This window comes from Pseudomonas sp. p21, from assembly GCF_001642705.1.
Lineage (GTDB): Bacteria > Pseudomonadota > Gammaproteobacteria > Pseudomonadales > Pseudomonadaceae > Aquipseudomonas.
The window spans coordinates 132,469-146,479 of record NZ_LWBV01000001.1; the positions used below are offsets into that span (position 1 = coordinate 132,469).

Sequence of the window (14,011 nt, forward strand, 5' to 3'; positions counted from 1 at the left end):
GTCTTCGACTTATCTATAGGGGACTTGAATGTCCGTACGACGCACACGCAAAGACGATGGTAGCCAATGGACCGTGGCCGACAGCCGCAGTGTTTATGGTATCCGCCATTGGGGCGCTGGTTATTTCGCCATCAATGAAGCCGGGCGCGTCGAAGTACGCCCCAACGGCCCGAAAAGCGCACCGATCGACCTGTTCGAACAGGTCGACGAACTGCGCCAGAGCGGCCTGTCGCTGCCATTGCTGGTGCGCTTCCCCGACATTCTGCAGGACCGCGTGCGCCAACTGACCGGCGCCTTCGACGCCAACATCGCGCGCCTGGAATACCAGAGCAAGTACACCGCGCTGTACCCGATCAAGGTCAACCAGCAGGAAGCGGTGGTGGAGAACATCATCGCCACGCAGAACGTCTCCATTGGCCTGGAAGCCGGCTCCAAGCCTGAGCTGCTGGCAGTGCTGGCGCTGGCGCCGAAAGGCGGCACCATCGTCTGCAACGGCTACAAGGACCGCGAGTTCATCCGCCTGGCGCTGATGGGCCAGAAGCTCGGCCACAATGTGTTCATCGTCATCGAGAAAGAGTCGGAAGTGGCCCTGGTGATCGACGAGGCTGCCGAGCTCAAGGTCAAGCCGCAGGTCGGCCTGCGCGTGCGCCTGTCGTCGCTGGCCTCGAGCAAGTGGGCCGACACCGGTGGCGAAAAGTCCAAGTTCGGCTTGTCTGCCGCCCAGCTGATCTCGGTGGTGCAGCGCTTCCGCGATGCCGGCCTGGACCAGGGTATCCGCCTGCTGCACTTCCACATGGGCTCGCAGATCGCCAACCTGGCCGACTACCAGCACGGCTTCAAGGAAGCCATCCGTTACTACGGTGAGCTGCGTGCACTGGGCCTGCCGGTCGACCACATCGACGTTGGTGGTGGACTGGGCGTGGACTATGACGGTACCCACTCGCGCAATGCCAGCTCGATCAACTACGACATGGACGACTACGCCGGCGTGGTGGTGGGCATGCTCAAGGAGTTCTGCGACGCGCAGGGCCTGCCGCACCCGCACATCTTCTCCGAGAGTGGCCGTTCGCTGACCGCGCACCACGCCATGCTGGTGATCCAGGTGACCGACGTCGAGAAGCACAACGACGACGTGCCGACCATCGAGAACAAGGAAGCCCTGCCCGAGACCGTGCAGTGGCTGGTCGACCTGCTCGGCCCGACCGACATCGAGATGGTCACCGAGACCTACTGGCGCGCTACCCACTACCTGGGTGACGTGGCTGCGCAGTATGCCGATGGCAAGATCAGCCTGGCCGAGAAGGCCCTGGCCGAACAGTGCTACTTCGCCGTGTGCCGCCGCCTGCACAACTCGCTGAAAGCCCGCCAGCGCTCGCACCGTCAGGTGCTGGACGAGCTGAACGACAAGCTGGCCGACAAGTACATCTGCAACTTCTCGGTGTTCCAGAGCCTGCCGGATACCTGGGCCATCGGCCAGGTACTGCCGATCATTCCGTTGCACCGCCTGGACGAAGAGCCGATGCGTCGTGCCGTGCTGCAGGACCTGACCTGCGACTCCGACGGCAAGATCAACCAGTACGTCGACGAGCAGAGCATCGAGACCAGCATGCCGGTGCATGCGGTGAAGGAGGGCGAGGACTACCTGCTGGGTGTGTTCCTGGTCGGTGCCTACCAGGAAATCCTCGGTGACATGCACAACCTGTTCGGTGACACCGATTCGGTGAACATCTTCCAGAACGCCGACGGTAGCGTGTACCACGCCGGTATCGAGACCCACGACACCATCGAAGACATGCTGCGCTACGTGCACCTGTCACCGGAGGAGTTGATGACCCACTACCGTGACAAGGTGGCCAGCGCCAAGATCACTGCGCGTGAGCGGACCCAGTATCTGGATGCCTTGCGCCTGGGGTTGACCCGGTCTTCGTACCTGTCGTCGTAACCGCCAGGCCGCTCCTGCCTTTTTTGTGGGAGCGGCCTTGCGTCGCGATATGAGGGCGAAGCCCTCACCGCGTCATACCTGGTAATGGTCCAGTCCTCGCCTGTCACATCAGCGCCGCTACCTTTGAATGCAATGTTCAAAGGAGGATGACATGGAAAGTCCCGGCTCCCATCGTTTACGTAGTGGCCGAGTGTCCGAACCAGGGCGTCTCTACCTGCTCACCACAACCACTCGCAACCGAACACCGTTGTTCAAAGACTTTTTGTTCGCCAGAACAGTTATCCAGCAATTACGGCTCAGCGAAGAGTGCAAGGCGTGTCGATCTCTGGCGTGGGTCTTGATGCCGGATCATCTTCACTGGCTTGTTGAGCTTGGGCCGTCGAGCCTGAGTAGGCTGATGTGCGAGTTCAAGTCCAGAAGCAGTTGTGCGCTGTACAAGGTAGGGGCCGACAGGCGGCATATCTGGCAGACCAGCTTTCATGACCGGGCTTTGCGCCGCGAGGAGGATGTGAGGGCCGTCGCCCGCTACATCATTGCAAACCCGATTCGGGCTGGCCTGGTAAAGCGGGCTGGCGAGTATCCACATTGGGATTGTGTGTGGCTGTGAGTCAGCAGGTGAGGGCTTCGCCCTCATTTCGCGACACAAGGCCGCTCCCACAAAGTCCTGCGTACGCCGATCAATGTGGGAGCGGCCTTGCGTCGCGATGGGCCGCAAAGCGGCCGCGGCATTACTGAATCCACTCACCTTTCTCCTGCAACCGCCACCCCACCCATCCCAACGTCACCGCCCGCAATGCCATGAACCCGAGGAAGGCCAACCACAATCCCTGGTTGCCAAGGTCACCCATGAGCACGCCCAAGGGCAGCGCAATCACCACCGACACCAGCATCGCATTACGCATCTCCCGCGCCCGGGTGGCGCCGATGAACAGCCCATCCAGCAAGTAACTCCACACCGCAATCAACGGCAGCAATGCCAGGTACGGCAGGTACGGATAAGCCGCTGCCCGCACACTCTCGATGTCGGTCTGCAAATCGATGAACAGGTGCCCTCTCAGCAGGAACAACCCGGCAAACCCCAGGCTGGTGATCAGCGACCAGCCACAGGCCACCACCAGCGAGCGGCGCAATGTGTCGCGGTCGCGGGCGCCAATGGCATGGCCGCACAGGGCCTCCACTGCATGCGCCAACCCGTCAAGCGCATAGGCAGTCAGCAGCAGGCCGTTGAGCAGCAGGGCATTGGCCGCCACGGTGGCCTCGCCCAGGCGTGCGCCTTGCACGGTGATCAGCAGGAACACCAGTTGCAGCGCCAGGCTGCGCAGGAAGATGTCGCGGTTCACCGCCAGCAGCGGCCGCCAGGCCTGCCAGCGCTTGAGCGCCGCCCACACGATCTGCCCCGGGTAGGCGCGCAAGGCCGGGCGGGTAAGGGCCAGGCCGAGCAGGGCGGCGCTCCATTCGGCAATCACCGACGCCCGCGCCGAACCCAGCACGCCCCAGTTCAGGCCAAGCACGAACCACAGGTTCAAGGCGATGTTCAGCAGGTTGGTGGTCAGCAGGATGGCCAGTGGCGCCCTGGCGTTCTGCGTGCCGAGGAACCAGCCGACCAGCGCGTAGCTGGCCAGTGCCGCAGGCAGGCCGAGCAGGCGGGTGTGGAAGAAGTCTTCGGTGGCTTGCTGCAGGGCCGTGCTGGGTTGCATCACGTGCAGCGCCAACTGGCTGAAGGGCAGGGCCAGCAGGCCGATCAGCAGGGCGAAACCGACCGCCAGCAGCAGCCCTTGCACCAGCACCTGGCGCAACGCAGCACCGTCGCCACGGCCGGCGGCCTGGGCGGCGAAGCCGGTGGAACCCATGCGCAGGAAACCCATCAGGCCGACCATGAAGGTGAACAGCGTGGCCCCCACGGCCACGGCGCCAAGCTGGTGGGCGTGGGGGAGGTGGCCGATGACGGTGCTGTCGACCAGGGCTACCAGCGGCACGGAGATGTTGGACAGGATCATCGGCGCGGCCAGGGCCCAGACCTTGTGGTGGGTGGGGCGGTGCTGCCAGTCGGTGGAGAGTTGGGACATTTGCATTCCATGGGACCCTGGGGCCGCTGCGCGCCCCTTCGCGGGCACGCCCGCTCCTACAGGATAGTGTTGTTCTTGCGGCCGGCGCCGAACCTGTGGGAGCGGGCAAGCCCGCGAAGGGGCGCGAAGCGGCCCTCCTTTTAACGAATGACACAGTGTAACGGCCTGGCAACCAATGCGCGCAACGCCGGGTATTGCACCCGCCATTGCGCTATAGTTGCTGCCCTCACGTACACGCTGCCCAAGAGTTCCTACTCCATGTTCAACAAAGGATTGTTGCTGGCCTGCGCGCTGGCTTTGCTCAGTGCCTGTGACTCTTCGACGCCGGACAAACCGGCGCCAGCCGAAAAGCCGGCGGCCACTGCGCCCGCCGCCACCCCGGCGCCCGAGCGCGAAGACCCGGCCGTACTCGCCAAGCGCTACGAGGGCCGCGAGCTCACCGTGCTGGATGTTTCCGAAGTGCAGCTCGATGGCGCTGCAACGCTGTCGATCAGCTTCTCCGCACCGCTGGATGCCAAGCAGGACTTCGCCAGCAAAGTGCACCTGGTCGACACGGTCAAAGGCAAGCTCGACGGCGCCTGGGAACTCTCCGACAACCAGATGGAGCTGCGCCTGCGCCATCTGGAGCCGCAGCGCAAGCTGGTGCTGACCGTCGACAAGGGCCTGCAGGCAGTCAACGGCAAGCAGCTGGACAGCGAGTCGGTCAGCCGCCTGGAAACCCGCGACATGCAGCCGACCATCGGCTTCGCCAGCCGTGGATCGCTGTTGCCCACGCGCCTGGCCGAGGGCCTGCCGGTGATTGCCCTCAACGTCGACAAGGTCGATGTCGAGTTCTTCCGTGTGAAGCCGGACATGCTCTCGACCTTCCTGGCCAACTGGGGGCGCAACAGCAGCCTGTACTACTACCAGTCCAAGGAAACCCTGGACATGGCCGAGCTGGTCTACAGCGGCCGCTTCGATCTCAACCCCGCACGCAATACCCGCGAAACCGTGCTGCTTCCAATCGCCGGCATCAAGCCGCTACAGGAGCCAGGCGTGTACCTGGCAGTGATGCGTGCCTCGGGCACCTATGATTACTCGCAGCCAGCGACCCTGTTCACCCTCAGCGACATCGGTGTGTCCGCGCACCGCTACCGCGACCGCCTGGATGTGTTCGCCCAGGCCCTGGAGGGCGGCAAGGCGATGAACGGCGTCAACCTGGAAATCCATGACGACAAGGGCAAGCTGCTGGCCCAGGCCAGCACCGATAGCGATGGCCACGCCCAGCTGCCGATCACGCCCAAGGCCGACACCCTGATCGCCACCCAGGGTGTGCACACCACCTTGCTGCGCCTGAGCAGCGCGGCACTGGACCTGGCCGAGTTCGACATCACCGGCCCGCAGGCCAACCCGCTGCAGTTCTTCATCTTCGGCCCGCGCGACCTGTATCGCCCAGGCGAAACGGTGTTGCTCAACGGCCTGCTGCGCGACCAGGACGGCAAACCGGTCAAGGCTCAGCCAGTAAGCGTGGAAGTGCGCCGCCCGGATGAGCAGGTCAGCCGCAAGTTCGTCTGGGAAGCCGACAGCAATGGCCTGTACCAGTACCAGTTGCAGCTGGCCAGCGAGGCCCCGACCGGCCGCTGGCAACTGCTGCTCGACCTGGGCGGCGGGCGCAAGCAGGTGTATGAATTCCTCGTCGAAGACTTCCTGCCCGAGCGCCTGGCGCTGGAACTCAAGGGCAGCAGCAAACCGTTGGCTCCGGATCAGGATGCGCGCATCCAGGTCAATGGCCGTTACCTCTACGGCGCCCCGGCTGCCGGCAACCGCCTGAGCGGCCAGGCCTATGTTCGCCCGCTGCGTGAGGCGGTGCCGGCGCTGCCTGGCTACCAGTTCGGCTCGGTCACCGAAACCGAGCTGAACCAGGACCTGGAGCTGGACGAAGTCACCCTCGACCAGGCCGGCAAGGCCGTGGTCGATATCGAAAGCCGCTGGGCCGAAGCCCGCTCGCCGCTGCAACTGACCGTACAGGCCAGCCTGCAGGAGTCTGGTGGCCGGCCGATCACCCGGCGCCTGGAACAACCCATCTGGCCGGCCGAGCGCCTGCCAGGCCTGCGCGGCCTGTTTGACGGTGAGGAAACCGACAGTGACGGGCCGGTGGAGTTCGAGTTCCTGGTGGCCGACCGCGACGGCAACAAGCTGGCGGCCAACGACCTCAAGGTGCGCCTGGTACGCGAACGTCGCGACTACTACTGGAACTACTCGCAGAGCGATGGCTGGAGTTACGCCTACAACGAGAAGTTCCTCACCCAGAGCGAGGAGACTGTCAGCGTCAAGGCCGGCTCCACCGCCAAGCTGAGCTTCCAGGTGGAATGGGGCCCGTACCGCGTCGAGGTGGAAGACCCGCAGACTGGCCTGGTGTCCAGCGCGCGCTTCTGGGCCGGCTACCGCGCCCAGGACAACGCCGAAGGCGGTGCGGTGCGGCCGGACCAGGTCAAGCTGGCGCTGGACAAGCCGGCCTACGCCGACGGCGCTACCGCCAAGGTCACCGTCACCCCGCCCGCAGCCGGCAGTGGCTACCTGATGATCGAGTCCAGCGATGGCCCGCTGTGGTGGCAGGAGATCGACGTGCCCGCCGAGGGCAAGACGTTCGACGTGCAGCTGGACAAGCAGTGGGCGCGCCACGACCTGTACATCAGCGCGCTGGTGATCCGCCCCGGCGAGCGCAAGGCCAACGCCACGCCGAAACGTGCGGTGGGCGTGCTGCACCTGCCGCTGGACCGCGCCGAGCGCAAGCTGGCGGTGAGCCTGCAGGCGCCGGAGAAAATGCGCCCGAAACAGCCGCTGACGGTGAAGGTCAAGGCTGCAAATGCCGATGGCAGCGTGCCCAAGCAGGTGCATGTGTTGTTGTCGGCGGTGGACGTGGGCATCCTCAACATTACCGACTTCAAGACCCCCGATCCGTTCGCCAGCCTGTTCGGGCGCAAGGCCTATGGTGCTGACCAGCTGGATATCTACGGCCAGTTGATCGAAGCCGGCCAGGGCCGCCTGGCCAGCCTGGCGTTCGGCGGTGACGCGGCGATGGCCAAGGGTGGCAAGCGCCCCAATACCACGGTGACCATCGTCGCCCAGCAAAGCCTGCCGGTGACCCTGGACGACAAGGGCGAGGGCCAGGCCACGGTCGATATCCCCGACTTCAATGGCGAACTGCGGCTGATGGCCCAGGCCTGGACCGAGGAACACTTCGGCATGGCCGAAGGCAAGACCGTGGTCGCTGCGCCGTTGATTGCCGAGCTCTCGGCGCCGCGCTTCCTGGCCGGTGGCGACCGCACCAGCCTGGCGCTGGACCTGGCCAACCTGTCGGGCCGTGCCCAGCAGCTGAACGTTGAAATCAGCACCGAAGGGCAGCTGAGCCTGGCGGCCAACGCCGTGCAGAACGTTGCCCTGGCTGAAGGTCAGCGCTCGACGCTGATGATCCCGGTACAGGCCCAGGGTGGCCTGGGGCAGGGCAAGGTGCATGTGCGGGTCACTGGTCTGCAGCTGCCGAACGAGCCGACCGGCGCGTTCGAGCGTGAGTGGACGCTGGGTGTGCGCCCGGCCTACCCGGCGATGCTCAAGCATTACCGCGTGGCCTTGAAGGACCAGCCTTGGACCCTGCCTGAAGCAGACCTGGCCGCCTTTGAACCCGCTGGCCTGGAAGCCAGCCTGGCCTTGTCGAGCCGGCCACCGCTGAACCTGGCCGAGCAGATCCGTGCCCTCGAGGCCTACCCTTACGGTTGCCTGGAACAGACCACCAGCGGCCTCTACCCGTCGCTGTACGCTGATGCCGACAGCCTCAGGCGCCTGGGTATCAAGGGCGAGCCAGCCGATGTGCGCAAGCGCAAGATCGAGATGGGCATCGAGCACCTGCTGGGCATGCAGCGCTACAACGGCAGCTTCGGCCTGTGGAGCTCGGACAGCGAAGAAGAGTACTGGCTGACTGCCTATGTCACCGACTTCCTGCTGCGTGCTCGTGACCAAGGCTACGGCGTGCCGGCCGAAGCGCTGAAGAAGGCCAGCGAACGCCTGCTGCGCTACCTGCAGGAGCGCAACCTGATCGAGGTCGACTACAGCGAGAACGCCGAACACACCCGCTTCGCCGTGCAGGCCTACGCGGCGTTGGTACTGTCGCGCAGCCAGCAGGCGCCGCTGGGGGCCCTGCGTGGCCTGTTCGAACGCCGCGCCGACGCCCGCTCTGGCCTGCCGCTGGTACAACTGGCGGTGGCGCTGGACAAGATGGGCGACAAGCCGCGTGCCGAGCAGGCCCTGCAGGCGGGCCTGGGCATCAGCCGCGGTAAAGGCTGGATGGCCGACTACGGCAGCGCTCTGCGCGACCAGGCACTGATCCTGGCGCTGCTGCAGGAAAGCAACCTGGCCAGCCGCCAGGTCGACCAGCGTCTGTTCGCCCTGTCGGATGAGCTGGAGGCCAACCGCTGGCTGTCGACCCAGGAGCGCAATGCGCTGTTCCTGGCCGGCCGTGGCCTGTTGGGCAAGCCGGAAGGCCAGTGGCAGGCGCGCCTGGACAGCGCGGGCGAAGTGCGCGAGTTCAACAATGCCGAGTCCGGCATGAAGCTCGAAGGCCCGTTGCTGGCCTCGCCGCTGAGTGTGCAGAACCAGGGCAGCGAGACGCTGTACCAGCAACTGACCCTGTCGGGTTACCCACGCCAGGCGCCTGCGGCCGGTGGCAACGGCATGCAGATCCGCCGTGAGTACCTGGGCATGAATGGCCAGTTGCTGGACCTGCACAACCTGCGCAGTGGCGACCTGGTGCTGGTGCACCTGGCGCTCAAGGCTGAAGACCGGGTGCCGGATGCGCTGGTGGTGGATTTGCTACCGGCAGGCCTGGAGCTGGAAAACCAGAACCTGGCGCAGAGTGCCGCCAGCCTGGACAACGCCAGCAGTGCGGTGAAGGAGTGGCGCGAGTCGATGCAAAACGCCAGTGTGGTGCACCAGGAGTACCGCGATGACCGTTACGTCGCCGCGCTCAAGCTGGACAGCTACGGCACCACCCACCTGCTGTACCTGGCGCGGGCGGTGACCCCGGGCACCTACCGCGTGCCGCCGCCGCAAGTCGAATCGATGTACCGGCCGAACCTGCAGGCCGTGGGGGATGGGCAAGGGGAGATGACCGTAAAAGCCCGCTAAGCGCCTGTCAGGCGCGGGCTATGTGGGAGCGGCCTTGTGTCGCGCAAGGGCCGCAAAGCGGCCCCGGCAACTCAAGCGGCGGAGCTGAAAATCTGGGGCTGCTGCGCAGCCCTTTCGCGACACAAGGCCGCTCCCACAGGTCCGCGCCGGGCAGTTCAATGTCAGTGTATTACCCAGCTCATCACCCACAACCCCAGCAGCAGCCAGATGATCCCGAGGATGATCGAGGCACGCATGAACGCGCGGATTGCCGAGTACAGCAGCACCAGCCCGATGATCAGGGCGAGGATGCTGAGCAGCGAGGTTTCCATGCCCAACGTGCGCGCCAGGCCATCGATGAAATTGCCACCGGCACTGGCCAGCAGGTTGAACAGCCCGCTCAATGCGTCGACGATGAAGCGGATCAACGACCCCAGCGCCTGGCCCAGCCACTCGAAAAAACCTTCTACATGCATAGTTGCTTCCTGATGAACGAATCGGCGAGGTTGCCGTTCCCAAGCCTTTGGCCATCACCTGGCCGGGTCGGTTCCCGATGCCAAGCTTAACGCGGCCGCGTACCCGTGCGGGCAGGCTGTTGCGTGCCACTGTGATCGGCATGCTCGTGTTGTTCGGCCTGTTGTGGCTGGCCGACCGCCTCTGGCCGCTGCCCATGCCCAGCGACGATCTGGCCCGGGTGGTGCTGGCCGAGGACGGCACGCCGTTGTGGCGCTTTGCCGATGCCGATGGTGTTTGGCGCTACCCGGTTAGCCCCGACGAGGTTTCGCCGCTGTATCTGCAGGCACTGCTGACCTACGAGGACCGCTGGTTCTACAGCCACCCCGGGGTCAACCCGCTGGCCCTGGCCCGCGCTGCCTGGCTGAACCTGCATGGCGGGCGTGTGGTTTCGGGCGGCAGCACGCTGTCGATGCAGGTCGCGCGCCTGCTCGACCCGCATGAGCGCACCCTGGCCGGCAAACTGCGCCAGCTGTGGCGCACGGCGCAGCTGGAATGGCATTTGTCCAAGCGCGAAATCCTGCAGATCTACCTGGACCGCGCGCCCTTCGGCGGCACCCTGCAGGGCGTTGCGGCTGCCAGCTGGGCCTACCTGGGCAAGTCGCCTATGCACTTGACCCCGGCCGAAGCGGCGCTGCTGGCCGTGCTGCCCCAGGCACCCAGTCGCCTGCGTCCGGACCGCCATCCCGAACGTGCTCAGCGCGCCCGGGACAAGGTGCTGCAACGCCTGGCCGAATACCAGGTGTGGCCGGCACAGCAAGTCCGTGAGGCAGCCGAAGAACCGCTGCTGCTGGCGCCACGCCAGGAGCCGGCCCTGGCGCCGCTGCTGGCCCGGCGCCTGAACAGCAGCGACAGCCCGCCGCTGATCCGCACCACGCTCGACGCCGCGCTGCAGCGGCGCCTCGAAGACCTGCTGCTGGGCTGGCGCGCACGGCTGCCGGAGCGCACCTCCGCCGCCATCCTGGTGGTCGAGGCGCAAACCATGGCGGTGCGTGCCTACCTGGGCTCGATCGACCTGGCCGACGAGCGCCGCTTCGGGCATGTCGACATGGTGCGTTCGTTGCGCTCGCCTGGCTCCACGCTCAAGCCGTTCCTCTACGGCATGGCGCTGGATGACGGCCTGATCCATTCCGAGTCGCTGCTGCAGGATGTGCCGCGACGCTATGGCGACTACCGCCCCGGCAACTTCTCCATGGGTTTCAGCGGGCCGGTATCGGCCAGTTCGGCGCTGGCGCTGTCACTCAACCTGCCGGCGGTGCAGCTGTTGGAGGCCTACGGCCCGAAACGCTTTGCCGCGCAACTGCGCATGGCGGGCATGCCGCTGATACTGCCGCCCCTGGCCGAGCCCAACCTGTCGTTGATCCTGGGTGGCGCGGGCAGCCGCCTGGAGGACCTGGTGGGTGGCTACGCCGCGCTGGCGCGGGGTGGCAACAGTGCGCGAGTGCGCCTGCAACCGCAGGACCCGTTGCTGGAACGGCGCTTGCTGTCACCGGGGGCGGCGTGGATCATCCGGCGCATCCTCAGCGGCCAGGCGCGCCCCGACCGCGACCCGCATGCCGAGCTGGTGCAGCGCCCGCAACTGGCCTGGAAAACCGGCACCAGCTATGGCTTTCGCGATGCCTGGTCGATCGGCGTGGGCCCGCGCTACCTGATCGGCATATGGATCGGCCGCCCCGACGGCACGCCGGTCCCCGGGCAATTCGGGCTGGCTTCGGCAGCGCCGCTGATGCTGCAGGTGCACGACCTGCTGAGCAACCGTGACAGCCAGCGTGGCATCAGCGTGCCGATGGAGCGGGTGCCGGCGAATGTCGGTGTGGCGGCAATCTGTTGGCCGCTGGGCCAGCCGATGAACAAGCAGGACCCCAACTGCCGGCGTCAGCGTTTCGCCTGGACCCTGGATGGCACCACGCCGCCAACCCTCCAGGCTGCCGACCAGCCCCTCGGCCTGGGCCTGCGCGAAAGCGTATGGGTCAACGACCAGGGGCTGCGCGTCGATGGCAGCTGCCAGGGCGCCAAGGCCCGCGACATCGCCCTCTGGCCGGCCCCGCTGGAGCCTTGGCTGCCACGCATCGAGCGGCGTGCGGCGCGCCTGCCGGCCATCGACCCGGCCTGCCCGCCGCAGGTGCCAGCCAGCGCGCCACCGCTGTCGATCGTGGGCGTGCGCCCTGGCGACAACCTGCGCCGCCCGGTCACCAGCAGCGAGCCGTTGCAGCTGCATGTGTCGGCGCTAGGCGGTGGCGGGCGGCGCTGGTGGTTCCTCAACGGCCAGCCATTGGGCGAAACCCAGGGGCAGGACAACCTGCTGGTGCGCTTGCCACAGGTTGGGCAGGCCGAAATCAGCGCACTGGATGAAAGTGGCGAGACAGCGCGTGTGGCGTTCCAGGTCAGTGAGTAGCCGTTCGACGAGGGCCGAGGCAGCACCTACGCTTGCAGGTAACGGGTGTGACCGGCTGGCGCCCCTTTAAGCAATTTGGGGCCGCTTTGCGGCCCTTCGCGGGCACGCCCGCTCCCACAGTTCAGAAAGTGCGCGATCTCTGTGGGAGCGGGCGCGCCCGCGAAGGGCTGCAACGCAACCCAAGGGAACATGGAGCGCCCTATGCGTCCTTTGGCCGTGCCCCTGTTGTTGCTGCCTTGGGCGCTTGCCGCCCATGCCGAACCGTTGCCGGGGTTTCTAGACAGCCATGAGTACGAACGCCGCCTGCCCGACACCAACCTGCCAATAGACGCCTATCGCCCGGTCAGCGCTCACCTGCAGCTGACCGGAACGGATGGCGACAGCCCCGCCTGGGCGCCTGCGAATACCCGGCTGGTGCTGCATAAAGTGCGCTTCGAAGGCGGCACGGTGTTCCCCTTGAGCGACCTGCGCGAACACTATCAGCCGCTGATCGGGCGTCAGACCACGTTGGGCGAACTGCAGCAATACACCGCGCGCCTGACCCAGCGCTATCGGCAGGAAGGCTACCTGTTGTCGTACGCCTACCTGCCGCCGCAGGAGGTGGCCAATGGCCGGGTCAATGTGGTGCTGGTCGAAGGTTATATCCGTGATTACCGCGTGGATGGCGATATCGGCCCGGCCAGCGCCTATCTGCACCAGCTGCTGGAGCGGCTTGCCGCCGAGCGCCCGCTGACCCGGGAAACGCTGGAGCGCTACCTGGGCCTGGCCGAGCGCATGCCGGGGGTGACGATAGAGCCGCAGATGGCCGTGGCGCAAACCACTGATGGTGCTGCGCGGTTAACCGTGCATGCGCAGCGCAAGCCGTTCAGCGCTGCGGTTGCCGTTGCCGATGGCAACCGCGACGATGCGCAGGCGCTGCTGACGGCAACCAGCCACGCCCAGACCCGCTTTGCCGAACAGATCGAGGCCAGCCTGTTGCTGCCACCGGGGGATGACCAGGTGCATTACCAGCGCCTGGCCTACAGCCAGTACCTGGATGCGGGTGGTAGTCAGCTGCTGCTGTCGGCTTCGCGCTACCGCAGCGAGCCCGGCACGCGGATTCGTCTGGACGATGGCCGTGACATTACCCGCAAGCGCGACAGCGATCGCTATGCGATCGGCCTGCGGCAGCCGGTGATCGTCAGACCGGATGAATGGATGGTGGTGCAGGGGCAGGTGTATTCGGTCAGTGAGCACCTCGAAGACCGGGTGGATGGGTTGCCATTGGTCCGGGACTACGACACCTACGTGCGTGCGCTGTCATTCGAGGGCGACTGGCGCAAGGTGGAAGCGGGGCGTTTGCGTATCGTCAGCGCCGGGGTCTATCAGGGGCTGGATTACCTGGGGGCGCGCAGCGATGCCGACTACGATCTGGATTTTCTGCGGTTGCGGCTTTCGGGGTTGCAGAGTGATGCGTTGCTCGATAACTGGCAGGGGGTGATGTCCGGGGCCTTGTACTGGAGTGATGACCGCTTGCCCGACAGCGAGCGTGCGGGGTTTGGCGGGCAGAGCTTCGGCCGTGGCTATCCGCGTGACCAGGCGGATGGGGACAAGGGCTGGGGTGTGGCTTACGAGTTGAACTACAGCGTTCGTGGTAGCTGGCTGGCGCAGGTGCAGCCCTATGTGGTGTTGGATACGGCGCAGGCCTGGCACAACCGCGGGCCGGTGGAGGACGCCCATCTGGCCTCGGCGGCGCTTGGTGTGCGGTTGGGGGATGGGCGCTTGTTCAATGTGGCGCTGGAGGTGGCCAAGCCTTTGGCGGATGTGGCATTGGACAGCCTGGACCGGAGCCCTCGGCTGACTCTGACTGTTGGTGTTCAGTTGTAAGGGCGCGCTTTAGGAGCGGGCATGCCCGCGAAGAATCCAACGCGGTGCACGGCACCGGCTGCGCCGGTGTTCGCGGGCGCGCCCGCTCCC

7 protein-coding genes are annotated in these 14,011 nt (G+C 65.9%); 5 read left to right on the forward strand and 2 right to left on the reverse strand.

The genetic code is table 11. From position 1 onward, the window contains the following. Positions 1–28 precede the first annotated feature (28 nt). Both speA and A4C63_RS00715 read left to right on the forward strand, forming a co-directional pair. Entirely contained in the window at positions 29–1,942 is a 1,914-nt protein-coding gene (gene speA, locus A4C63_RS00710) for an arginine decarboxylase (RefSeq protein ID WP_063911104.1), read from the forward strand. 151 nt (positions 1,943–2,093) lie between these two features. Beyond that, the gene (locus A4C63_RS00715) at positions 2,094–2,549 is read left to right on the forward strand and encodes a transposase (protein ID WP_063911105.1); all 456 of its coding nucleotides are present in this window, start codon (positions 2,094–2,096) and stop codon (positions 2,547–2,549) included. 121 nt (positions 2,550–2,670) lie between these two features. Here A4C63_RS00715 and A4C63_RS00720 read toward each other — a convergent pair whose 3' ends face one another. Further along, on the reverse strand, positions 2,671–4,008 hold the full coding sequence (locus tag A4C63_RS00720; RefSeq protein ID WP_063911106.1) for an MATE family efflux transporter: 1,338 nt from the start codon (positions 4,006–4,008) through the stop codon (positions 2,671–2,673). A gap of 258 nt (positions 4,009–4,266) precedes the next feature. Here A4C63_RS00720 and A4C63_RS00725 point away from each other — a divergent pair, with 258 nt between their 5' ends. Further along, positions 4,267–9,168: an alpha-2-macroglobulin gene (locus tag A4C63_RS00725; RefSeq protein WP_063911107.1), complete on the forward strand. Its 4,902-nt coding sequence runs from the start codon at positions 4,267–4,269 to the stop codon at positions 9,166–9,168. A gap of 161 nt (positions 9,169–9,329) precedes the next feature. Here A4C63_RS00725 and A4C63_RS00730 read toward each other — a convergent pair whose 3' ends face one another. Then, complete coding sequence (locus A4C63_RS00730; RefSeq protein WP_025337571.1) at positions 9,330–9,623, reverse strand: hypothetical protein; 294 nt, start codon at positions 9,621–9,623, stop codon at positions 9,330–9,332. A gap of 77 nt (positions 9,624–9,700) precedes the next feature. Between A4C63_RS00730 and pbpC the strand changes: the two genes are divergently transcribed. Beyond that, positions 9,701–12,055: a peptidoglycan glycosyltransferase PbpC gene (gene pbpC / locus A4C63_RS00735; protein ID WP_063911738.1), complete on the forward strand. Its 2,355-nt coding sequence runs from the start codon at positions 9,701–9,703 to the stop codon at positions 12,053–12,055. A gap of 201 nt (positions 12,056–12,256) precedes the next feature. Then, positions 12,257–13,921: a ShlB/FhaC/HecB family hemolysin secretion/activation protein gene (locus A4C63_RS00740; protein WP_063911108.1), complete on the forward strand. Its 1,665-nt coding sequence runs from the start codon at positions 12,257–12,259 to the stop codon at positions 13,919–13,921. Positions 13,922–14,011: the final 90 nt, after the last annotated feature.

Bases quoted from the DNA above. Each gene is read 5' to 3' on its own strand.
- speA (WP_063911104.1), top strand. From the start codon at position 29: ATGTCCGTACGACGCACACGCAAAGACGATGGTAGCCAATGGACCGTG.
- A4C63_RS00715 (WP_063911105.1), top strand. From the start codon at position 2,094: ATGGAAAGTCCCGGCTCCCATCGTTTACGTAGTGGCCGAGTGTCCGAA.
- A4C63_RS00720 (WP_063911106.1), bottom strand. From the start codon at position 4,008: ATGTCCCAACTCTCCACCGACTGGCAGCACCGCCCCACCCACCACAAG.
- A4C63_RS00725 (WP_063911107.1), top strand. From the start codon at position 4,267: ATGTTCAACAAAGGATTGTTGCTGGCCTGCGCGCTGGCTTTGCTCAGT.
- A4C63_RS00730 (WP_025337571.1), bottom strand. From the start codon at position 9,623: ATGCATGTAGAAGGTTTTTTCGAGTGGCTGGGCCAGGCGCTGGGGTCG.
- pbpC (WP_063911738.1), top strand. From the start codon at position 9,701: ATGCCAAGCTTAACGCGGCCGCGTACCCGTGCGGGCAGGCTGTTGCGT.
- A4C63_RS00740 (WP_063911108.1), top strand. From the start codon at position 12,257: ATGCGTCCTTTGGCCGTGCCCCTGTTGTTGCTGCCTTGGGCGCTTGCC.